Source organism: Neoroseomonas eburnea (assembly GCF_018129005.1).
Taxonomy (GTDB): Bacteria; Pseudomonadota; Alphaproteobacteria; order Acetobacterales; family Acetobacteraceae; genus Neoroseomonas; species Neoroseomonas eburnea.
Genome location: NZ_JAAEDL010000008.1, coordinates 135,929 through 158,087, shown reverse-complemented (window position 1 = coordinate 158,087; position 22,159 = coordinate 135,929). Strand labels below are relative to the sequence as shown.

The following is a 22,159-nucleotide window of genomic DNA, read 5'->3' as shown; positions in this document are numbered from 1 at the left end:
GGGCACCGGCTCGCCGCATGCAGCCGGAAAGCCTGTCCCCGCCTTGGCCGGGCAGCGACGCAATTTATTCCGGCAGCCGTGCCGCGCCGGGTTTGTCCGGTGCTAGGCTGCGCGCTGTCCGCCATCTCGATATTGCATGCAAGCTGCGCTGCCGGATCGCGCTGATCGCCGATCCGCAGTGTCGGGTGAGGAGGGCGAGCGAAGAACCGACAACCGGGAGTGCGGGCATGAGCGCAGATCGACCGCAGGCCGCCGCGCTCCTCGAGCGCTACCGGGTCGCGGCCTCCGGCACGCTCCGGACGACACGCAATGCCTGGCCGATGATGACCATCTACGAGCGGTTCGAACAGGTGGTGTGCCCAGCGCGATGCCTTCGGCGCCCTGACCTTCGCCATTGGACGACGACCAAGGCGCGCTCGATCGCCCGTGCGAGATCGCCCAGATGGTCGGGGATGTCGATCCTGCCGGCGCGTTCCAGCGCCAATCAGGGCCTGAGGTTCAGCAACCTCTCAGGGTCCACCCTGGCTGCAATCGCCATGCTCGAGGCTGGTGCCGTCAGGCTGACCCGCGTCCACTACCGCCTGAAGCAGGTCAATGAGCGCCTGGTGAACGCGTTCCGCGTCGATACGGCTCTCGGTCCATGCGGCGACCAGCACCTCCCGAGCAGCGACGATCACCTTGTTGGCAAGATCTGGCACCAGAGCAGCATCGGCTGCGTTCATTGATCGATCGTCGTAGATGAGACTCTCGAAGCACATCTTCGGCAAACGGGGATGCTCCCCGGCCAAACCAAGATTCCCCGCCCTCGGGGATCGGCCGGACGGTGTTGGTCTTGTCAGCAGCGGTCTAAGCTGGAAATCGACGATCCCCGGCGGTGCCGCAGCCTGAGGAATGCTTGTATCGGGATGCCTTGAGGCCCGATCGGCTTCGTTGGCACTGACCCTCGGCTCGAAGACGCATGGACGGGACACGACCCCATCGAGATTGAATGGTGCCGCTGCAAGACCATATGTCTTCCGAGCGAAAGCAACCTCGAGACGGACGATGGCAACGGGGTGGGCTCCTGACGGGGCGGTACAAACCCAGATCGAGGACACGGTGACAGACGGCGTGCTTCGCGCACGCGCGGCGATCCCAAGTGGCGCGAGCCAGACGCATTGCGTCGAATGCGGCGAGGAGATCCCCGAAGCGCGGCGCCGGGCAATCCCCGGCGTGCGAACATGCGTGCGGTGTCAGGCTGAGCGCGATCGACGCCCGGTGACTTTCGGAATCAACCGGCGCGGCAGCAAGGACAGCCAGCTCAAGTAGATCCTGGTCCGTCGGGCGGAGGACAGTGCCGTCGCTGCCCAGTCGCCAGGTCTCACAAGAGTGCTGAACTGAAGGACCTCAGCCACCCGTCGCGCCAGTGCGACGCGGGATGGTGAGCCATTCACCGCGTTCAGAAGCTTCGGGCTTGTCGTCCTCGAAGCGTGCGAAGACGCGATCCTTGTCGTCCATCCGCGGCACCAGGACGAAGGTCGCTCGCCGTGCGCAGGAGTCCGTCCCTCGGCATCCGGCACGCCCCGCCGCAGGTACGTCCGGGCCGTCTGCCGCCCACCGAATACCACGCCAAAGCCGCGGCAAAGGGTGACTTGCGCCTACCCGCGTCCAGGAAAATCAGTCAAGCTTTGTCGTTGGGGCAGGAGGGTAGCCATGGCCGGTGTCGCCCGGTTTCTGACGGGCGGCGGTGAGATGGGCGCCCGGGTGCAGGCGCATGACTGGGCCAAATCGCCGCTGGGCCCGACCGAAACCTGGCCGCAATCCCTGCGACCTCCCTGAGCATCATGTGGAACGCCGGCTTCCCGGGTTACCTGGCCGGGGGTGCGGAGCTCATCAGCCTCCATAACGATGCCTATCTGCCGATCCTCGGGAGCAAGCCGAATGCCCTGGGTCGGCCCCTTCAGGACGTCTGGTCCGAGTCCCGGGACATCGTCGGACCCATCGTGGCGCTTGCACTCGCCGGTAAAGGCAGTTCCTTGGAAGACCAGCCAATCGTCATGGAGCGCGATGGCCGCGGCGATGCGGGTTGGTGGACCTTCTCCTGCTTGCCGGTCCGCGACGAGACGGGCGACGTCGGTGGCGTTCTGTGCGTGCTGCTCGAGACCAAGGACCGGCGTCTTGCTGAGCGGCGGCTCCGCTTCCAGATCGACCTGGGCGAACGCCTGCACGGCTTGATCGAGCCGCGCGAGATCATGGCAGCCTCGGCAGAGCTTCTCGGGAGCTGCCTCGGCGTGGGCCGCGCCGGATGCCCCGATGCCCGTGGACCACTTCGTCTGGGCTATGGTGAACGAGGAAGCTGCACCATTCCTTCGAAGCGGAAGGCGTGGCGGGCATCGTCTGCATGATCTATCCGGGCCGCGCCGGGTTCTGCACGGGCGATGCCCACCTCACGCCCGCCATCTCCCTGCGCGCGATCGGCCGACATTCCATGGGGCTGCAGTGCGTCCGGGTGAACCCTGTGCGCGGTCGCGTCGTGCTCGCCTCCGACGTCACGCACTCGAACGGGCGCGTGGAGACCGGCCGGCCCCATGCGACCGCCTTTCACCTCGGCGCCATGCTGGAGCACCTCGACCACCTGCGCGCCATCGGGCCGAGCGCGCATCACATCGTCCCAGGCCACGATCCCGAGGGGATGTGCCGCAATCCGTCCGCACCAGTGTTCGACGGCACCGCCGTGGAACTGCACCGCAGCTCGGGCGGTTCATCGATTGGGGCAGAGGGTGGCGCACATGGCGGCAGGCGATCAGATGCCGTCAGCCGCTATCCGCCACCGTTGGCACCGTGGCAAGTCTCGAACAGGCGGAGGGGCTTCAGCGAACGGTGGTGTCGTCGGGCCGTTCCAGCGCGATGACCTTGCTCGCAAGTTCGATCCACGCGTCGAGAATGGCGTCGTTGACATCGTCGCTGCGATTGAAGCTGGTGTGGATCGCCATGCCGCGCAGCAGGCAGAGAGTCATGTGCTGGAACTGCTCCTCCTTCCTGACATCGGGAAAGCGGAGGATCTGGTGCCATCGGAGATTTCGCTGGCTCGCCGGCGAATCGAGCGCCCGGCGCAGCCTTTCGCCGAGCTCCTTGTCCACACGCGCGGCCAGCATCAGCTCCAGCGCAGCGATGTAACTCGGCTTGCTGAAGATCTCCCGCCATACGAAGCGCAGGTAGACCTCGAAGGGAACGTCGCGCAGGTCAGTTCCGCCGAAGGCCTCCTGCCGCGCCTCCTCCCAGTTCTGGAGCAGGTGCTCGAAGGCGGCGACCAGCATGTCGGCCTTGGTGGCGAAATGGTGCGTTTGCGCCCCGCGCGAGACACCGGCGCGCGCCGCGATCATGGACGTCGTGAGGGATTCGTAGCCGACCTCGCACAGCACATCCAAAGCAGCCTGGCAGAGGCGCCGACGCATCTCGGCCGACCGACGCGCCTGCTTGCCTGTGGCGGGCTCCCCCTGCGCCGCGAGGTGCGCGTCGGGCGCGTTCTTCGCCGGGGTCCTGTCCATCCGCTGCCGTCTTCCAGTTGTCGCGGCTCGGCGCGCTGCGATGCGCCGGCCGAGGTTAGGTAGGTTCGCGCCGGCTGGATGTTGACTCAAAATCCCAAACAGTCCAGCCTGTTTTTATCTAAAAGACACAGGGCGGAAGGACTCAGCACCATGAACAGGCGTGAGTTGGGCCGGCTCCTTGCCGGCACCGTCGCGGCCGTCGGCACGAGCAGCAGCCGTCCGGCCATCGCCCAGGTCAGGCAAGGCTTTCCGCACCAGCCAGTCCGCCTGGTCGTCCCGCTCGCCGCCGGCACCCTGACCGACATCATCGCGCGGCTGCTCGCCGAGCCCATGGCGCGCGACCTCGGACAACCCGTCGTCGTCGAGAACCGCGGCGGGGCCAACGGCAACATCGCCGCGGCCTACCTGAAGCAGCAGCGTCCGGATGGGCATGCGGTGATGCTCGCCGGCGTGTCGATGTTCGCCTTCAACCCCTTCCTCTACCCGAACCTGCCCTATGATCCGGCGCGCGACTTCACCTACGTCGCACCCGTCGTGAACACGCCCTTCATGCTGGTCGCGAGCCGGCAGATCGGCATCACCTCCGTCGCCCAGTTCCTTGAGCGGGCAAGGGCGCGGCCGGGCGAGATGACCTACGCCAGTGCCGGCAACGGCAATTCGACGCACCTGGCGATGGAGATGGTGGCCGACGCGGCGAATATCCGGCTCACCCATGTGCCCTACAGCTCGGTCTCGCCGCTCAACAGCCTGATCTCGGGCGAAACGGATTCGATGCTCAGCGTGCTGGGCAGCCTGATCCCGCATGTCCGCGCCGGTGCCGTCGTGCCGCTGGCCGTCCTGCTGGAGGCACGCGCGCCCGACCTGCCCGATGTGCCCACGCTCCGCGCCGAGGGCGTGGAGACGCCGACCATGCCGGGCTGGTACGCGCTCGTGGGGCCCGCCGGCATGGCCGAGGAGGCGACGCTGCGCGTGAACGCCGCGCTGCAGGCCGCGCTGCGGGATCCGGCGGTCCGCCGGCGGCTGCGTGAACTCCACCTCGACCCGATCGAGGGCAGCCCCGCGACGATCCGCGAGAGCTTCGAGCGCGACAGCGCCGTCTGGGGTGGCTTCATCCAGCGCCGCGGCCTGCGTCTCGGCTGACCATCCCGAACATCGACCAAGGAGCACGCCGTCATGGCCGTCCTCAGCACTGCCGTTCGCGACTATCGCCTCGGCGTCATGCATGCCGTGATGGATCGCGAAGGCTACGACGCCCTCGCCTTCACCCAGGCCGACTTCTTCCAGTTCGCGACCAACTTCGCGACGGACGTGCAGACCTGGGAACGCCCGATCGTCTGCGTGGTGCCGCGCAATGGCACGCCCTTCGCTATCCTGAACGAACTCTCCACCAATCACTGGCGCTTCGGCATCGAGGCGGGGAAGCTCTGGGTCACGGATGTGGAGTTCTATGCCGAGCATCCGCGCCTGACCCGCCGCGTGCCGCTCGCGCCGCAATGGCCGGAAATGGTGGCCGACCGGCTGCGCCGCGCCGGCCTGGCCCGCGCGCGCATCGGCACCGATGCGCCCGGCGGCATGCTGGGTCGCGCGGCGTCGCTGCTGCCTCACCTGAAGCTGGAGGGCGCCACGGCCGCCTGCCGCAGCCTGCGTTGGGTGAAGCACCCCGAGGAAATCCAGCTCCTCCGCGAGATCGCCGCGCTCACCGACTGGGTGCAGGACCGCTATCGCGAGGCGATCCGCCCCGGCCGGTTGGTGCAGGAGATGGACATGGCCATGGCCGCAGCCATGGCCGAGGAATCCGCCCGCCGCTTCCCCGGCGAGCACCTCGAGATCCTGCGCTGCTGGACGCTGTCGGGCCCCGCGAGCTGCGCGCCGCATGGCGATGGCCGCTCCTCCGGCCAGCGCATCGAGAAGGGCGACGGCCTCGTCAACATCGTCATCCCGCGCGTGAACGGGCTCGTGGTGGAGAACGAGCGCACCTGGTTCTGCGGCAAGCCCGGACAGCGCCAGGCATTCCTGTTCGAAACCGCGCGGGCGGCGAACGAGGCGGCGTGCGAGGCTGCGATCACGGGGCGGCCCGTCTGCGGCATCGATGCCGCCGCCCAGGCCGTCATCGAGCGCGCCGGCTGCGCGGATCTCATCCTTCACCGCACCGGGCACGGGATGGGTACGCTCGGCCACGAGTTCCCTGAGGACATGGCCTTCAACACGCGCCCGCTGCTCGAGAACGAGGTCTACTCCGCCGAACCCGGCCTCTATGAATGGGGTCTGGGTGGCTTTCGCCACGACGACACCGTGGTGGTCGGCGCAAAGCCCGAGGTGCTGACGCGCGCGCCGAAGGACCTCGCCTCCCAGACCATCGCGTGACCATGGAAGCGTTGCGCCACGTCGCGGCCGCGCTTGCAGCACCCGGCCAACCCATGGCCGGGCTGGCGGCGCTCGATACGGCGCTCGCGAGCGCCGTCGGGCATCGCCTCTTCACCGTGCTGGTGCTGGACGAGGCGCGGGACGTCAGCCGGCGCTTCTACAGCAACCGCCCGGATGCCTATCCCGTCTCGGGCGAGAAGCCGATCCGTCGGGAGTCCGAATTCTACCGTCTCGTCGTCGAGCAGGGGGCGCCGCGCATCTGCCGGGACCGGGCCGACATCATTCGAGCCTTTCCCGACCATCCGCTGATTCTCTCCCTCGGCTGCGAGGGCGCGGTGAATGTGCCCGTGCACTGGGACGGCCGCACGCTCGGCGCCATCAACCTGCTGCACGACGCGGGGCACTACACCGAGGCACATCTTCCCGTACTCTCCGTCTTCGCCGCGCTGGCCGTGGCGCCCATCCTCCGCATCCTGGAAGGCAGAACCGCATGACCTCGCAGATCACGCGCCGCCGTGCCGGCGCGCTGCTGACCGCCCTCGCCGCCGCGCCAGCCCTCGCGCAGGAAAGCGCGCAGCCGCTGCGCGTCATCATTCCGCAGCCGCCCGGCGGCGCGACGGACATCCTCGCCCGCCTGCTGATCGAACCCCTGTCGCGCGAACTCGGCCGGCCGGTGGTCGTCGAGAACCGACCCGGGGCGAACGGCATCGTCTCGATCAACGCGCTGAAGGCGTCGCGGCCCGATGGCAGCGCCGTGCTGCTCGGTGGCGTCTCGATCTTCAGCTTCAACCCGAACCTCTACCCCAACCTGCCCTACGATCCCTGGCGCGACTTCAGCTGGATCGCGCCCATCGCCGACACCCCGTTCGTGATGGTCGCCGGCCGCAGGACCGGCATCACCACATTGGCGCAGTTCATCGAGCGCGCGCGCGCGGAGCCGGAGCGCGTCACCTTCGGCAGCGCCGGCATCGGCAATTCGACGCATGTGGCAATGGAGATGATCGCCGAGCGCGCCGGCATCCGCCTGACTCATGTCCCCTTCGCGGGCTCCGCCCCGGCGATCACCAGCATCATCGCCGGCGACACGGATTCCATGGTGAACCCGCTCGGCAGCACGCTGCCGATGATCCGCAGCGGCGGCGTGGTGCCGCTGGCGACGCTCGGGCGCGAACGCTCCCCGGCGCTGCCGGAGGTGCCGACGCTGCGCGAGGCCGGCCTCGCCGACGTGACCATGCCCGGCTGGTATGCCTTCGTCGGCCCCGCCGGCATGCCGGCGCCCGTGGTCGAGCGGCTCAACCTCGCCGTGCGCGCCGTGGTGGACAGCCCCGCCGTGACGCAGCGCCTGCGCGAAGCCGTGCTGGAGCCCGTCTCCACTTCCGCCGCCGCGATCCAGGAACGCGCGCGAGCGGACAGCGACACGATCGGCACCTTCATCCGGCGTCGTGGCATCAAGGTCGAATAGCCCCCCTCGCGGCAACCTCCTGAGGAAGCAAACGCATGACGATCTCCCGCCGCAGCCTCGGTCTCGCAACGCTCGCCGGTGCTGCAACGCCGGTGCTCGCGCACGCGCAATCGACCGCTCCCTGGCCGCAGGCCCGGCCGATCCGCTTCGTGGTGCCCTTCGCGCCAGGCGGCACCACCGACATCATCGCCCGGATCCTGACAGGCGAGATGTCCCGCCGCCTCGGGCAGACGATCCTGGTGGACAACCGGCCGGGTGCAGGCGCGACCCTCGGCACCGGCCAGGTCGCGCAGGCGGCGGCCGATGGCTACACCCTGGTGCTGTCCGTCATCAGCGCGATGGTGGTCGGCAAGGTGCTCTACGGCGACCGCGTGACCTGGGATCCCGACCGGGACTTCGCGCACATCGCCACCGTGATGAGCACGCCGTATCTGATCCTCGTACGTCCCGACTTCCCGGCGCGCACGCTGGACGAGCTCGTGGCGGTGGCGAAGCGCGACCCGAATGCGTTGAGCTACGGCAGTTCCGGCATCGGCTCCATGCCGCACCTCGTGATGATGCGCTTCCAGGCGGCCGCCGGCATCACCATGACCCATGTTCCCTATCGCGGCGCCGCGCAGATCGCGACCGACATCGCCGGTGGCGTGCTGCCGATGATGGTGGACAGCCTGACGGGCGCCAGCGCCAACATCCGCAGCGGCGCGCTGCGACCGCTGGCACACACCTGGCCCGAACGGATCCCCGCCTTCCCCGACATTCCGACCTTCCGTGAGCTCGGTTTCCCGGACCTGGTCGTGGATGGCTGGTCCGGCATCGCGGCGCCGGCACGCACGCCGCGCCCGATCCTGGAGCGGCTGGCGGCCGTGACGCGGGAATCGCTGGAGGCGCCCAATGTCGTCCGACGCTACGCGGAAACCGCGACGGCTCCTGGCCGCCTCTACCTCGACGATGCGCAGCGCTACGTGCGCGAGGAACTGGCGGCCTGGACGCCCATCATCCGGGCATCCGGCGCCTCGGTGGACTGAAGCAAGTGCCGCGGCTGGCGAAGAGCCACGCCGCGGCATCTCGGGGATCAGGTCGCGCACCGCGCCAACGGTCAGCCCAATGGCACGACCGATGATCCGCTGCCCCGGTGCCGCGCCGCCGCCGACACCGGATCAGCAGGCCGGGCGGTGGCGTTTCCTGCCGCTCCGCCTGCCTCATCGGCCAGGCTCGGCCGCATGGCCGCGGGGCAGGTGGGGCGGAGGCGCGCGAAACCAAGACCCCGATACCGTGCCCGCCGAAGGGCTCGCCGGCATCAGGATCCCGTCCGCGATCAGCGCCACCCGAGTTCCGGGGCAACGTATTTCAGGATGCCCTCGATGACGTGGGCGCAGTACGCGACGCCGAGCTGGTTCGGGATGGTCAGCAGAAGGGTGTCCGCCTCGGCGATCGCCTCGTCGGTGCGAAGCTCCCTGATCAGGAGCTCCGGCTCGGCGGCATAGCCACGGCCGAAGATGGCGCGGGTCTTCTCGTCGATGAAGCCGACCTGGTCCTGCTCGCTGCCGCCATGTCCGAAGTATGCGCGGTCGCGGTCGTCGAGCAGCGGAAAGATGCTGCGGCTGACTGACACGCGTGGGGCGCGGTCATGGCCGGCCTCCTTCCAGGCGTCCCGGTAGACGCGGATCTGCCTGGCCTGCTGGATATGGAAGGGCTCGCCGGTCTCGTCGTCCTTGAGGGTGGAACTCTGCAGGTTCATGCCGTGCCTGGCCGCCCAGACCGCCGTGGCATTGGAGCCGGAGCCCCACCAGATGCGCTCGCGCAGGCCTTCCGAATGGGGTTCCAGGCGCAACAGGCCGGGTGGGTTGGGGAACATCGGACGCGGGTTCGGCCTGGCAAAGCCCTGGCCGCGCAGCACCTCGAGAAAGACCTCGGCGTGGCGCCGGCCCATCTCCGCGTCGGTCTCGCCCTCGGCCGGGGCGTAGCCGAAATGTCGCCAGCCATCGATCACCTGCTCGGGCGAACCGCGGCTGAGGCCGAGTTGAAGGCGGCCGCCGCTGATGAGGTCGGCGGCGCCGGCATCCTCGGCCATGTAGAGCGGGTTCTCGTAACGCATGTCGATGACGGCGGTGCCGAGCTCGATGCGGCTGGTCTTCGCACCCATGGCGGCGAGGAGGGGAAAGGGGGAGGCAAGCTGGCGAGCAAAGTGGTGCACGCGGACATAGGCACCATCCGCGCCCAGTTCCTCCGCCGCGACAGCGAGGTCGACGGATTGCAGGAGGGCATCGGCGGCGGTGCGGGTGCCGGACTGGGGCGACGGCGTCCAGTGGCCGAAGGAGAGAAAGCCGATCTTCTTCATCGCGGGTCTGGTCCAACTGGGCGGGGTGTCGCCCGCCGGTGATCGTGGGGGGCCCGGGATCAACAATGGGCCGTGCTTGCGCGGGACCATGCGACCTGGGTCGCATCCACTCCAATCACCGGGGGCGATGATGGTTATGCCAAGGGGGCACCTTCCCCACGGAATCCGGGCGAAGCCGGTCGGCAATGGCGGCGGTGCCGCCATCTCCCGACACCGTCCGTCGGGGGAGGCAGCGCTGGGCCTGCGACCGGGCAGGAACGCGGCGCGCGGGATCTCAACCGTTGCGCGCAGGATTGATCCGATGCCGGCGGGTCGGTTTCCTGTACGCTCTCCCTTCCGCGGCCCCCCTGCCGCAGTGCACAATGGCACGGGAGAAACGCCGCGGCGAAACCCGACTGCGGAGTGCGTCACCTGCGGGTGCTGCTGGTCGATGCCGATGCCGAACGGGCCTCCGCTGTGCGGGCGGGCCTGGAAGCGGCTGGCTGCAAGGTCGTCGCCGTCTCCTCGGAGGTGGTCGACCTGACGCGGCGCGTGCGTGAGGCGGATGCCGAGGTCATCGTCTGCGACCTTGACGATCCGTCGCGCGACGCGCTGGAGAGCATGCACGCCCTCAACCGCGACGAGCCCCGCCCCGTCGTGGTGTTCGCCAGCCGCGGCGAGCCCGACCAGATCGAGGCAGCGCTCGAAGCCGGTGTCGCCGCCTATGTCGTCGAAGGCTTGGCCCCGGCCCGCGTCCGCCCGGTGCTGGAGGTCGCCATCCGTCGCTTCCGCGCCCACCAGGCACTGCGGGCGCAATTGGAGGAAGCGCAGGCGACCCTGGCGCAGCGCGTGGTGATCGAGCGCGCCAAGGGCGTCCTGATGCAGCGCCGCCGCCTGTCGGAGGAGGAGGCCTATCGCCTGCTCCGGCGCTGGGCAATGGATCGCGGCCGCCGTCTGGTCGATGTGGCGCAGGATTTCTTGCGCGATTTTTAGGCAATACGTTGAATGATGATGCACTTCATGTCTGGAATGCCGATTTCGCCTTATTAGTGGGCTATTTTCCGCTACCTCCTGGCGGCGCCTTTGGTGTGAATTGGTGACATCTCAGCGCTGGCTGAGGTCCGGCGGGGCACAACGGCGTGCCCATGCCGCGCCGCCCACCTCCTCATCCTGCGGTCCAATGGCGGTCCGCTCTCTCGGGGTCCAACCGACCCCGCCGGAGCTTGACCGCGTGGTTTCTCGCCCCGCCTCGAACACCCCGCTCGGCACTCCCGCGATCACACTCGCCCCGCGCACGTTGCGCTTCGGCTACGTCCCGCTCACCGATGCGGCGCCGCTGCTGGTGGCCGATGCGCTCGGCCTTTTCGCCAATGCCGGCGTGCGCGTCGCGCTGTCGCGGGAGGCCGCCTGGGCCGCGGTGCGGGACAAGCTGGCCTTCGGGGCGCTCGATGCCGCCCACCTGCTTGGCCCCGTGGCGATCGCGCTCGCCGCCGGCGCCGGCGGCTTCCGCCGCAGCCTGACGGTGACCGCCGGGCTGGCACGCAACGGCAACACCATCACCCTGTCCCACGCCTTGGCTTCGCAGATCGGGGCATTCGAGGCGCCGCTCGAACCGTCGCTCTTCGCCGCCGCCCTGCACCGCCGCGCCGAGGACGGGCTGCCCCCGCCGACCCTCGCCGTGGTCTTCCCGCATTCCTCGCACAACTACCTGTTGCGCCACTGGCTGGCGGCGGGCGGGCTCGACCCCGACCACGACGTGCGCCTGGTGGTGGTGCCGCCGCCGCAGATGGCCCGCGCCCTGGCCGAGGGCGCCATCGAGGGCTTCTGCGCCGGCGAGCCCTGGGGCAGCCAGGCCATTGCCGCCGGCGCCGGGCGCTTCGCGCTGGCCAGCGGCGACATCTGGCCGGATCATCCCGAGAAGGTGCTCGCCTTTGGCGAAGCCGCCGCGCAGCGCGACCGCGATGCGATGATCGCCGCGACGGCCGCCGTCATCGAGGCGGCACGCTGGCTCGATGAGCCCGCCAACCGCAACGCCGCGGTCGCCCTGCTGCAGGAACGCGCCTTTCCCGGCCTCGCGCCCGCCACCATCGCCGCCGCGCTGGCCGGGACGGTGGCGGCGGCACCGGGCGGCGCGCCACGACGCCTGGCCGCGCCCATGCGCTTCGCCGCCGCCTCCTGCCCCCGGGCGGAGGAGGCCGGCTGGTGGTTCGATGCCATGCGCCGCTGGGGCCACCTCGGCCCCGAAGCGTCGCGCCATGCCGCCCTGGCGCCCTGGCGGGCCGACCTTTGGCACGCCGCCGCCGCGCGGCTCGACCCGCCGCCGTTCATCGGCCGCGCCGCGACGTCCCCGCCTCAGCCAACATTCCAGGAGCCCGACGCATGACCGTGCCCCCCATCGGCCGCCGTGCCGCACTTGCCGGCACCGCCGCACTCTTCGCCGCCGCCCCGCGCGGCATCTTCGCCCAGGGATCCACCGTGCCCGAGGTCCGCAAGGCGTCGCTCGGCTACATCGCGCTGACCGACAGCGCGCCGCTGATCATCGCCAAGGAGAAGGGCTTCTTCGCCAAGCACGGCATGCCCGAGGTCGAGGTGGCGAAGCAGGCGAGCTGGGGCGCGACGCGCGACAACCTCGTCCTCGGCGGGGAACGCGGCGGCATCGACGGCGCGCACATCCTCACGCCCATGCCCTACCTGATCCACACCGGGCGCATCGTGCAGAACAACCAGCCGGTGCCGATGGCCATCCTGGCGCGGCTGAACACCAACGGCCAGGCGATCTCGGTGGCGAAGAAGCACCAGCCGCTGGGCGCACGGCTCGATGCCTCCCCACTGCGCGGGGCGCTGACCGCCGAGAGCAAGGTCGCCATGACCTTCCGCGGCGGCACCCACGATCTTTGGATCCGCTATTGGCTCGCCGCCGCCGGCATCGACCCGGACAAGGATGTGCAGACCATCGTCGTGCCGCCGCCGCAGATGGTCGCCAACATGCGCGTCGGCACCATGGACGCCTTCTGCGTGGGCGAACCGTGGAACGCACAGCTGGTGAACCAGAACCTCGGCTACTCGGCGCTCGTCACCGGGGAATTGTGGCGCGATCACCCCGAGAAGTCCTTCGCCATGCGCGCCGACTTCATCGCCAGGCACCCGCGCGCGGCCGAGGCGCTGACCGCAGCGGTGATCGAGGCCGCGCGCTGGTGCGACACCCCGGCCAACCGGCCCGAGCTCGCGCAGATCCTGGGCCGGCGCGCCTGGTTCAACGTGCCGGCCACCGACATCATCGGCCGCACCCAGGGCACCATCGACTATGGCGATGGCCGCCGCGTCGAGAACTCGCCGCTGGTGATGAAGTTCTGGAACGACCATGCCTCCTACCCCTTCCGCTCGCATGATCTCTGGTTCCTGACCGAGGACATCCGCTGGGGCGTTCTGCCGGAGGACACCGACACGACGAAGCTGATCGCCGAGGTGAACCAGGAGGCGATCTGGCGTGCCGCCGCCGCGCGCGCCGGCGTGCCGAATGCCGAGACACCCTCCTCCACCAGCCGCGGCCGCGAGGCCTTCTTCGACGGCAAGGTCTTCGACCCGGATGACCCCGCCGCCTATCTCGCCTCCCTCGCCATCACCAAGACGGCGCGGGCGTAAGGCGATGAACGCCGTCACCCCGCCCCCCGGCCTGGGCGCCGCACCCGCCGCCGCCAGCGTGGCGCAGGCCCTGCCGGCCGCGCCGTCGCGCATCATCGTGCGCCTGGTGCCGCACCTGCGCGGCCTGGCGGCGACGCTGCTGCCGCCGCTCATGGTCCTCGCCGCGCTGCTCGGCATCTGGGAATGGGCCGCCTCCGGCCCGGCCGCCACCCTGCCGCCTCCGTCCAAGGTCTGGGCGGACAGCGCGGAGCTGATCACCAACCCCTTCTACGACCGCGGCGGACTCGACAAGGGGCTCGGCCTGCACCTCGCCGCCAGCCTGCAGCGCGTCGCCGTCGGCTTCTCGCTCTCGGCCATCGTCGGCATCGCGCTTGGCATGCTGGTGGGCAGCTCGATGCTCGCCATGCGGGGGCTCGACCCGATTTTCCAGGTGCTGCGCACCGTGCCGCCGCTGGCTTGGCTGCCGCTGTCGCTGGCGGCCTTCCGCGAAGCGCAGCCGAGCGCGATCTTCGTCATCTTCATCACCGCGGTCTGGCCCATCATCATCAACACCGCGGTCGGGGTCCGCAACGTGCCGGCGGACTACCGCAATGTCGCGCGCGTCATCCGGCTTTCGCCGATCGACTGGTTCCTGCGCATCGTCGTGCCGGCGGCCGCGCCCTACATCTTCACGGGCCTGCGCATCGGCGTCGGGCTCTCCTGGCTCGCCATCATCGCCGCCGAGATGCTGATCGGCGGCGTCGGCATCGGCTTCTTCGTCTGGGATGCGTGGAACTCCTCCAACCTCTCGGACATCGTCGTGGCGCTCGTCTATGTCGGCCTCGTGGGCTTCGCGCTCGACCGCGCCATGGCGCTGGTCGGCCGCGCCGTCACGCGCGGCACCGCGGCGCAGTGAGAAGGAACGCCCCCATGGAACGCCCCTTCCTCGAGATCTCGCGCGTGTCGGTATCCTTCGGCGCCGCGGCCGTGCCCGTCCTGAACGGCGTCGACCTCAAGGTCCGGCAGGGCGAGTACGTCGCCGTCATCGGCCATTCGGGCTGCGGCAAGTCCACCTTGCTGAATGTCGTCGCCGGCCTGCTGCCCGCCACCCTCGGCGGCGTGCTCCTGGAAGGCCACGAGGTCCGGGACCCCGGCCCCGACCGCGCCGTGGTGTTCCAGAACCACAGCCTGCTGCCCTGGCTGACCTGCGCCGAGAATGTCCGCCTCGCCGTGGACCGCACGGTCGGCCGCGGCATGTCGCGCGCCGAGCGCGCCGAATGGACGCGCGAGAACCTCGCCCTGGTGCGCATGGAGGCCCATGCCGACAAGCGTCCGCACGAGATCTCCGGCGGCATGAAGCAGCGCGTCGGCATTGCCCGTGCCCTCGCCATGCGTCCCAAGGTGCTCCTGCTGGACGAACCGTTCGGTGCGCTCGACGCGCTGACGCGCGCGCATCTGCAGGACCAGGTGATGGCGATCCATGCGCGGCTCGGCACCACCGTCATGATGATCACCCACGACGTGGACGAGGCGGTCCTGCTCTCCGACCGCATCGTGATGATGACGAACGGCCCCAACGCCACCATCGGGGAAATCCTCGACATCGACCTGCCGCGCCCGCGCGACCGGCTGGCGCTGGCCTCCGACCCGCGCTTCCTCGCCGCGCGGGAATCGGTGCTGCGCTTCCTGCACGAGCGCCACGCCCTGCCGGCGGCGGCATGACCGTGGCGGGCCCGGCCATGCGCGTGCTCGTCATCGGCGCCGGCCCTGCCGGGATGCGCTGCGCCGAGCGCGCCGCGCAGGCCGGCCTGGAGGTCACGCTCGTCGGCGCCGAGGCGGCGCTGCCCTATGACCGTGTCGCCCTCGGCCGTGTGCTGTCCGGCGAGGCCGAGGTGCCGGCGCTGATCACGCACGACCTGCGGCGGCTGCGCGCGCTCGGCATCGGCTACCGGCCGGCGACGCCGATCGCGGCGCTGGATCGTGCGGCGCGCGTCGCGGTGACCGCGCGCGGTGAGGCCATCTCCTGGGACCGCGCGGTGATCGCCACAGGGTCGCGCGCCACCCGCCTGCCGCTGCCGGGCGCCGAGCTTCCCGGCGTCTTCGTCTATCGCACCATCGACGACGTCCGCGCCATCCACCGTGCGGCGGCAGGCGGCGCGCGGGCCGTGGTGATCGGCGGCGGCCTGCTCGGCCTGGAGGCCGCCGCCTCGCTCTCCGCCATCGGCGCGAAGGTGACGGTGGTACATGCCGTCGACTGGCCGATGGAGCGCCAGCTCGACGCCGCCGCGGGCGCGCTGCTGGCGCGGAGCCTCGGCGCCACGCGCGGCCTGCGCTTCGCCATGCCGGCGGCGACCACGGCCATAGAGGGCTCGGCCTGGGTTTCTGGCGTCCGCCTCGCCGATGGCCGGCGCATCGCCTGCGACATCGTGGTGATGGCCGTCGGCGTGCGTCCGGTGACGGAGCTGGCGCGCGATGCCGGGCTCGCCGTCGCGCGCGGCATCGTCGTCGACGACGCGATGCGCACCGACGACCCCGCCGTGCTCGCCATCGGCGAATGCGCCGAGCATCGCGGCGTCGTCTGCGGCCTGGTCGCACCCGCGCTCGCCATGGCCGAGGTCGCCGCCGCGACGCTCGCGGATGCCGAGGCGGTCTATGCGCCACGGCCCGATCCGACGGCACTGAAGGTCTCGGGCATCGCCGTCTGGTCGGCGGGCGAGGTGGCGCCCGCGGATGCCGAGGCGGTGACGCTCACCGACGAACAGGCCGGCCGGGCGCGCCGCCTGTGGCTGCGCGACGGGCGCCTGGTGGGCGCGGTGTTGTACGGCGACACGGCGGATTCGCCCTTCTACCTCGACCTGATCTCCTCCGGCCGGCCGGTCGCGCCGCATCGCGCGACGCTCGCCTTCGGTCCCGCCTTCCAGGACGCCGCGTGATGCACGACACCGCCTTCGACGTCACCCAGCAGGAATACCTCAAGGGCTTCATGGCCGGGGTCGAGGCGCGCCGCGGCAGCCTCGCGCCCGCAGGCGGCGGTGGCGGCGCACCGCCCGATGCGCTGCGCGCCGCACAGGATGCGGCCATCGCCGCCGGCGGCACATTGACGCCGCAGGAGCAGGCGAAGCGGGAGAAGCACCCGCTCGACCGCTGGGACGAGATCGCCACCCGCGCCGAGGCCGGCACCTTCCCCAAGCCGATCGACGACTTCCTGGGGCGTTTCCACGGGCTCTTCTTCGTCGGCCCGGCGCAGGACGCCTTCATGTGCCGGCTGCGCATCCCGGGCGGCATCCTGTCCTCCCACCAGGCCGACGGCATCGCCGCCATCGCCGAGGACTGCGCGGGCGGCTACGCCGACGTCACCACCCGTGCCAACCTGCAATTGCGCGAGATCCCGGCCACCAAGGGCGCGGAAGTGGTCATGCGCCTCGGTGACCTCGGCCTGCTGCCGCGCGGCACGGGGGCCGACAACGTCCGCAACATCACCGCAAGCCCGACCGCCGGCATCGACCCGGCCGAGCTGATCGACACGCGACCGATCCTGCGCGCGCTGCACCACCACATCCTTCACACGCGCGACCTTTTCGCCCTGCCGCGCAAGTTCAACATCTCGGTCAGCGGCGGCGGTGCGGTGGAGGTTCTGCAGGAGACCAACGACATCAGCCTGACCGCGGTGGAGACGGATCTCGGCCTGCGCTTCCGCCTGACGCTGGGCGGCATCTCCGGCCACCGGGACTTCGCGCGCGGCACCGGCGCGGTGGTGGCGCCGGACGAGGTGGTCCGCGTCTGCGACGCCATCCTGCGCGTCTTCATCGCCGAGGGCGACCGCACCGACCGGCGCAAGGCGCGGCTGAAATACGTGCTCGACCGCATGGGCGTCGAGGCCTTCCTCGGCCTGGTCGAGGCCCGGCTCGGACAGCCGCTGGAACGCATGGCGGAGGAGGCGATCCGCCCCGGCGCGCCGCCGGCCAAGCACGGCCATGTCGGCGTGCATGCGCAGCGCCAGCCGGGACTGTCCTACATCGGCGTGGTGACGCCGGTCGGGCGGCTCACGGCGATGCAGCTGCGCGGGCTGGCGGAGGTCGCGCGCCGCTTCGGCAGCGCCACGCTGCGGCTGACGGTGTGGCAGAACCTGCTCATCAGCGACATCCCCGAGCCACATGTGCCGGAGGCGCTGGCGGCGATCGCCGCGCTCGGCCTGACGCATGAGGCGAGCGCGCTGCGCGGCGGCCTGGTGGCCTGCACCGGCAATGCCGGCTGCAAGTTCGCCGCCAGCAACACCAAGCGCCACGCGGCACAGCTCGCCGACTACCTCGAGACGCGCATTTCGATCGATGCGCCGATCAACATCCACCTGACCGGCTGCCACCATTCCTGCGCGCAGCACTACGTCGCGGACATCGGTCTGCTCGGCGCCAAGGTCGAGCGCGGCGAGGACCTGCTCGAAGGCTACGACCTGCATGTCGGAGGCGGCGCGGGGCCGGAGCAGAAGATCGGCCGGATGATCGTGAAGGGTGTGGCGGCGGACGAGCTCGGCCCGGCCGTGCTCGCGCTGCTCACCGCCTGGATGGCGCAGCGCCGGCAGGGCGAATCCTTCCAGTCCTTCACCGCACGGCACGACGATGCGGCGCTCGCGGCCCTCGCCGCGGCACGCGAGGAGGCCTTCGCATGAATGCGATCATCCAGCAGGCCTTCCCGGGTGCTGCCCCCGTGCCGATCATCCCGGAGACCGCGCCCTTCACCCCGGCGCAGCGGGCCTGGCTGAATGGCTTCCTCGCCGGCCTCTATGGCGGCTCCGCCGGCCCTGCCAATGCCTCCGCCACGCCGCCTGCGCCGGCTGAGGATTTCCCCTGGCACGACCCTGCGCTCGAACTCGGCGAACGGCTCGCGCTGGCGGAAGGGCGACCGCTGCCGCGACGGCTGATGGCGGCGATGGCGCAGCTCGATTGCGGGCAATGCGGCTACCTATGCAAGACCTACGCCGAGGCCATCGCCTCCGGCGCCGAGAGCTCGCTGGCGCTGTGCGTGCCCGGTGCCAAGGCGACCCAGAAGGCGCTCAAGGCATTGCTGGCCGAGGCGCCGGCCGCCGTGGCGAAGCCGGCACCCTCGGCCCCCGCGAAGCCGGCGGGCGTGCCGGTCCGCTTCGTTTCCGCATCGCGCCTGACCGGCGCGGCCTCGGACAAGGACGTGCGCCACGTCGTGCTCGACCTGTCCGGCAGCGGCCTCGCCTACGAGCCAGGCGACAGCCTGTCCGTCGCGGCGCCGAACGACCCGGCGCTGGTGGCGGCGGTGATCGCAGCGCTGCGCGCCGATCCGGAGGCCGAGGTGCAGGCCGCCGGCGCCGCGCGCCCGCTGCGGGAGGCGCTGGCGCACCATCTCGACATCGCGCGCCCGCTGGACCGCACGCTCGACCTGCTCGCCGGGGCGGCGACGCATGCGCCGCACGCCGCGGCGCTGCGTGCGCTGGCCGATGGCGATGACGGCGCGCAGCCGGACAGCGCCGACCTGCTCGACCTGCTGGAGGCCTTCCCCTCCGCGCGGCCGCCGCTGCAGGCATTGCTCGACAGCCTGCCTGCGCTCAAGCCGCGGCTCTATTCCATCGCCTCCTCGCCGCTCGCCGTGCCGGACCGGGTCGATCTCTGCATCGGCGTGGTGCGGGAGGAACGGCGCGGGCGGTGGCGTGACGGCATCGCCTCGACGCATCTCGCCTACCGCGCGACGCCCGAGGCGCCGCTGATGGCGCAGGTGCAGACGAGCCATTTCCGCCTGCCGGCCGACGCCGCGACGCCGGTGATCATGGTCGGGCCGGGGACGGGCATCGCGCCCTTCCGCGCCTTCCTGCAGCACCGCGCCGCGCTCGGCCAGACGGGCCGGTCATGGCTGTTCTTCGGCGACCGCCACCGCGCGACGGATTTCCTGTTCGCCGACGAGATCGAGGGCTGGCGCGGCGCCGGCGTGCTGACGCGCCTGTCGCTCGCCTGGAGCCGTGACGGCCGGGCGAAGGACTACGTGCAGCACCGCATGGCGGAGGAAGCCGCGGACCTGTGGCGCTGGCTGCAGGACGGCGCCCATTTCTACGTCTGCGGCGATGCCTCCCGCATGGCGAAGGATGTCGACGCCGCGCTGCGCGCCATCGCGCGGTCCGAGGGCGGGCTCGACGCGGACCAGGCGCGCGACTGGATCGTCGCCCTGGCACGCCAGGGCCGCTACCAGCGGGATGTCTACTGATGGACGGCTCCCAGGCCCCGCGCCGGGGCGTCCGCACCACCTGCCCCTATTGCGGCGTCGGCTGCGGCGTGGTGGCGAGACCCGACGGCGCGGGCGGCACGGCGATCGCGGGCGATCCGCGGCACCCGGCCAATGGCGGGCGTCTGTGCAGCAAGGGCACGGCGCTGGGCGAGACGCTTGGGCTCGAGGACCGGCTGCTCCATCCCGAGATCGACGGCAGGCGTGCCTCCTGGGACGCCGCGCTCGATGCCGTGGCGGAGGGCTTCGCACGCGCGCTGGAGAGAGGCGGGCCGGAGAATGTCGCGCTCTACGTCTCCGGCCAGTTGCTGACCGAGGACTACTACGCCGCCAACAAGCTGGCGAAGGGCTTCCTCGGAACCGGCAACATCGACAGCAATTCCCGCCTCTGCATGGCGAGCGCGGTGGCCGCGCATCGCCGCGCCTTCGGCGAGGACGTGGTGCCCGGCATCTACGAGGACCTGGAGCAGGCCGACCTGGTGGTGCTGGTAGGCTCCAACCTCGCCTGGTGCCATCCGGTGCTGCACCAGCGCCTGCTGGCGGCGAAGGCGGCGCGGCCCGGGCTGCGCATCCATGTGGTCGACCCGCGCCGCACCGCGACCTGCGGCAGCGCGGAGCTGCACCTGCCGCTCCGCCCTGGCTCCGACGTCGCGCTCTTCGCCGCCCTGCTGGTGCATCTGCACGAGCACGGCCATGCCGACACGGCCTGGCTCGCCGCGCATACGGAGGGTGCCGGGGCCGCGCTCGCCGCCGCGCGCCCCATCGCCGCGCAGGCAGCCGCGCTGACCTCGCTCGATCCCGCGCTGATCGCGCGCTTCTGCGCCGAATGGGCCGCGGCACCGCGCGTCGTCACGCTGTGGAGCCAGGGCGTCAACCAGAGCAGCGCCGGCACCGACAAGGCCAGCGCGATCATCAACTGCCACCTGCTGACCGGGCGCATCGGCAAGCCCGGATGCGGCCCCTTCAGCATCACCGGCCAGCCCAATGCGATGGGCGGGCGGGAGGTCGGCGCGCTCGCCAACATGCTGGCCGGCCATCTGGACTGGGACCAGCCGGGGGAGGCCGCTGCGCTGGCCGGCTACTGGGGTGCACCGCGGCTCGCGCAGCGGCCAGGGCTGAAGGCGGTGGAGATGTTCCGCGCACTGGGCGATGGCCGCATCGGCGCGATGTGGGTGATGGCGACCAACCCCGCCATGTCCCTGCCCGAAGGTGAGGCGGTGCGCGCCGCGCTCGCCGCCGCCCCGTTCCTGGTGGTCTCGGAAACCACGCGGCGCTCCGACACCGCGCGCTACGCCCATGTGCGCCTGCCCGCACTCGCCTGGGGGGAGAAGGACGGCACCGTCACCAACAGCGAGCGTGTGATCAGCCGCCAGCGCACCTTCCTGCCGGCGCCGGGCGAGGCGCGGCCCGACTGGTGGATCGTGGCGCAGGTGGCGGCGCGCCTCGGCCATGGCGCGGCCTTCGCCTGGGACGGGCCGGCCGCCATCTTCCGGGAACATGCCGCGGTGACGGGCCTCGCCCGCCCGGCAGCGCGAGCCTTCGACATCTCGGGCCTCGCGGGGCTCGATGACGCCCACTATGCCGCGATGCCGCCGACGCGCTGGCCCGTGCCCGAAGCGGGTCCGGGCACCGGCCGCTTCTTCGCCGGGGGCGGCTTCCCGGCGGGCCGGGCGCGGCTGGTGCCCACGCCCTTTCGCGCCCCCGCCGCCGCACCCGACGCTGACTTCCCGCTCCGCCTGCTGACCGGACGCCTGCGCGACCAGTGGCACAGCATGACGCGCACCGGCGCCGTGCCGCGCCTGATGGCGCATGTGCCGGAACCATGCCTGACTCTGCACCCGGAGGATGCGGGCACCCTGTCCGCCGGCGAACTCGTGGTGGCGGAGACGCCGACCGGCAGCGCGGTGCTGCGCCTGGCGCTGGATCAGGCGCAGCGCCGCGGCACCGCCTTCGCGCCGATGCACTGGACCGCCGAATTCGCCCCCGCGGCGCGGATCAACGGCACGCTGGCCGCGGTGACGGACCCGGTCAGCGGCCAACCGGAGCTGAAGCATGCGGCGTTGCGCGTGCGCGCCTACGCCGCCACCTGGCACGGCTTCCTGCTGGCCCCGCGACGCCTTGCGCCGGACCTCGCGCCCTGGTGCGCGATCGCGCCGCTCGAAGGCAGCGCCTGGCGGCACGAGTTGGCAGGCACCGGCACGCCGGCCGAAGCCTTCGCGCGGCTGTGCGCGTTGCTGGACGGGCCCGGCCTCCATTGGGCGCGGCTCGAGGATCCGGCAGCCGGGCTGTTCCGCGGTGCCGCACTGCTCGACGGATCCCTGGTCGGCATGGTCGCGGTGGCGCCTTCGGCCGACCTGCCGCCACGCGCCTGGGTCGGTATGCTCATGGCGAGCGGCGTGCTCGCCGCTGCGGATCGCGCCGCGCTGCTCGCCGGCAGACGGCCCGACGGCCCGCCACCCTCCCCGCTGGTCTGCGCCTGCCACGGCGTCACCGCGGCGGCGATCCGCGCCTGCGGCGCCGACAGCGTCGGGGCGGTCGGCGCCGCAACGCGCGCCGGCACGGGCTGCGGGTCCTGCCGGCCGGAGATCGCGGCGCTGCTCGCCGCACGCACGACGGAGCCCGCCTGAG

21 protein-coding genes are annotated in these 22,159 nt (G+C 71.3%); 19 read left to right on the top strand and 2 right to left on the bottom strand.

The window, feature by feature from the left end; all coding sequences use genetic code 11:
- Positions 1–17: 17 nt before the first annotated feature.
- The 5 genes from GXW74_RS10455 to GXW74_RS10440 all read left to right on the top strand — a co-directional run bounded on the left by GXW74_RS10455 (position 18) and on the right by GXW74_RS10440 (position 2,890).
- Positions 18–725: a hypothetical protein gene (locus tag GXW74_RS10455; RefSeq protein WP_211846440.1), complete on the top strand. Its 708-nt coding sequence runs from the start codon at positions 18–20 to the stop codon at positions 723–725.
- A gap of 166 nt (positions 726–891) precedes the next feature.
- The gene (locus tag GXW74_RS28820; protein WP_456306974.1) at positions 892–1,308 is read left to right on the top strand and encodes a DksA/TraR family C4-type zinc finger protein; all 417 of its coding nucleotides are present in this window, start codon (positions 892–894) and stop codon (positions 1,306–1,308) included.
- A gap of 384 nt (positions 1,309–1,692) precedes the next feature.
- A complete protein-coding gene (locus GXW74_RS28365; RefSeq protein WP_272877259.1) occupies positions 1,693–1,818 on the top strand; it encodes a hypothetical protein in 126 nt (41 codons plus the stop codon).
- 5 nt (positions 1,819–1,823) lie between these two features.
- Positions 1,824–2,384: a PAS domain-containing protein gene (locus GXW74_RS10445; RefSeq protein ID WP_211846438.1), complete on the top strand. Its 561-nt coding sequence runs from the start codon at positions 1,824–1,826 to the stop codon at positions 2,382–2,384.
- Positions 2,363–2,890 carry an MBL fold metallo-hydrolase gene (locus tag GXW74_RS10440; protein WP_211846437.1) on the top strand — a complete coding sequence of 176 codons (528 nt, stop codon included), beginning with the start codon at positions 2,363–2,365 and terminating at the stop codon, positions 2,888–2,890. Before GXW74_RS10445 ends, GXW74_RS10440 begins: the two co-directional genes overlap by 22 nt.
- Here GXW74_RS10440 and GXW74_RS10435 read toward each other — a convergent pair.
- The gene (locus tag GXW74_RS10435; protein ID WP_211846436.1) at positions 2,850–3,527 is read right to left on the bottom strand and encodes a TetR/AcrR family transcriptional regulator; all 678 of its coding nucleotides are present in this window, start codon (positions 3,525–3,527) and stop codon (positions 2,850–2,852) included. The genes GXW74_RS10440 and GXW74_RS10435 overlap by 41 nt on opposite strands.
- A 150-nt stretch (positions 3,528–3,677) precedes the next feature.
- Here GXW74_RS10435 and GXW74_RS10430 point away from each other — a divergent pair, with 150 nt between their 5' ends.
- From GXW74_RS10430 to GXW74_RS10410, 5 genes are read left to right on the top strand one after another with little or no spacing between them, the layout of a single operon-like run.
- Positions 3,678–4,667 (top strand): Bug family tripartite tricarboxylate transporter substrate binding protein, encoded by a 990-nt coding sequence (locus GXW74_RS10430; RefSeq protein ID WP_211846435.1) that lies wholly within the window; start codon positions 3,678–3,680, stop codon positions 4,665–4,667.
- A 33-nt stretch (positions 4,668–4,700) separates the two neighbouring features.
- Positions 4,701–5,891 (top strand): M24 family metallopeptidase, encoded by a 1,191-nt coding sequence (locus GXW74_RS10425; RefSeq protein ID WP_211846434.1) that lies wholly within the window; start codon positions 4,701–4,703, stop codon positions 5,889–5,891.
- A gap of 2 nt (positions 5,892–5,893) precedes the next feature.
- The gene (locus GXW74_RS10420) at positions 5,894–6,385 is read left to right on the top strand and encodes a GAF domain-containing protein (RefSeq protein ID WP_211846433.1); all 492 of its coding nucleotides are present in this window, start codon (positions 5,894–5,896) and stop codon (positions 6,383–6,385) included.
- Positions 6,382–7,353 carry a Bug family tripartite tricarboxylate transporter substrate binding protein gene (locus GXW74_RS10415; RefSeq protein ID WP_211846432.1) on the top strand — a complete coding sequence of 324 codons (972 nt, stop codon included), beginning with the start codon at positions 6,382–6,384 and terminating at the stop codon, positions 7,351–7,353. Before GXW74_RS10420 ends, GXW74_RS10415 begins: the two co-directional genes overlap by 4 nt.
- A gap of 35 nt (positions 7,354–7,388) precedes the next feature.
- Positions 7,389–8,378 (top strand): Bug family tripartite tricarboxylate transporter substrate binding protein, encoded by a 990-nt coding sequence (locus GXW74_RS10410; protein ID WP_211846431.1) that lies wholly within the window; start codon positions 7,389–7,391, stop codon positions 8,376–8,378.
- A gap of 290 nt (positions 8,379–8,668) precedes the next feature.
- On the opposite strand, the gene GXW74_RS10405 is transcribed toward GXW74_RS10410, so the two are convergent.
- Entirely contained in the window at positions 8,669–9,691 is a 1,023-nt protein-coding gene (locus tag GXW74_RS10405) for an LLM class flavin-dependent oxidoreductase (RefSeq protein WP_211846430.1), read from the bottom strand.
- 402 nt (positions 9,692–10,093) lie between these two features.
- On the opposite strand from GXW74_RS10405, the gene GXW74_RS10400 reads away from it, so the two are divergent.
- The 9 genes from GXW74_RS10400 to GXW74_RS10360 all read left to right on the top strand — a co-directional run bounded on the left by GXW74_RS10400 (position 10,094) and on the right by GXW74_RS10360 (position 22,158).
- Positions 10,094–10,663, top strand: coding sequence for an ANTAR domain-containing response regulator (locus tag GXW74_RS10400; protein WP_338148197.1), 570 nt, complete (start codon positions 10,094–10,096; stop codon positions 10,661–10,663).
- Between the two features lie 238 nt (positions 10,664–10,901).
- Positions 10,902–12,053, top strand: a complete 1,152-nt coding sequence (locus GXW74_RS10395; RefSeq protein ID WP_211846429.1) for a CmpA/NrtA family ABC transporter substrate-binding protein — start codon at positions 10,902–10,904, stop codon at positions 12,051–12,053.
- Positions 12,050–13,312, top strand: coding sequence for a CmpA/NrtA family ABC transporter substrate-binding protein (locus GXW74_RS10390; RefSeq protein WP_211846428.1), 1,263 nt, complete (start codon positions 12,050–12,052; stop codon positions 13,310–13,312). Before GXW74_RS10395 ends, GXW74_RS10390 begins: the two co-directional genes overlap by 4 nt.
- 4 nt (positions 13,313–13,316) lie before the next feature.
- Entirely contained in the window at positions 13,317–14,207 is an 891-nt protein-coding gene (gene ntrB / locus GXW74_RS10385) for a nitrate ABC transporter permease (protein ID WP_211846427.1), read from the top strand.
- Between the two features lie 14 nt (positions 14,208–14,221).
- On the top strand, positions 14,222–15,013 hold the full coding sequence (locus tag GXW74_RS10380) for an ABC transporter ATP-binding protein (RefSeq protein ID WP_211846426.1): 792 nt from the start codon (positions 14,222–14,224) through the stop codon (positions 15,011–15,013).
- The gene (locus GXW74_RS10375; protein WP_211846425.1) at positions 15,010–16,224 is read left to right on the top strand and encodes an NAD(P)/FAD-dependent oxidoreductase; all 1,215 of its coding nucleotides are present in this window, start codon (positions 15,010–15,012) and stop codon (positions 16,222–16,224) included. Before GXW74_RS10380 ends, GXW74_RS10375 begins: the two co-directional genes overlap by 4 nt.
- Complete coding sequence (locus tag GXW74_RS10370; RefSeq protein WP_211846424.1) at positions 16,224–17,957, top strand: NirA family protein; 1,734 nt, start codon at positions 16,224–16,226, stop codon at positions 17,955–17,957. The genes GXW74_RS10375 and GXW74_RS10370 overlap by 1 nt, the downstream gene beginning before the upstream one ends.
- Complete coding sequence (locus tag GXW74_RS10365) at positions 17,954–19,513, top strand: sulfite reductase subunit alpha (RefSeq protein ID WP_211846423.1); 1,560 nt, start codon at positions 17,954–17,956, stop codon at positions 19,511–19,513. Before GXW74_RS10370 ends, GXW74_RS10365 begins: the two co-directional genes overlap by 4 nt.
- The gene (locus GXW74_RS10360; protein WP_211846422.1) at positions 19,513–22,158 is read left to right on the top strand and encodes a molybdopterin-dependent oxidoreductase; all 2,646 of its coding nucleotides are present in this window, start codon (positions 19,513–19,515) and stop codon (positions 22,156–22,158) included. Before GXW74_RS10365 ends, GXW74_RS10360 begins: the two co-directional genes overlap by 1 nt.
- Position 22,159 lies beyond the last annotated feature (1 nt).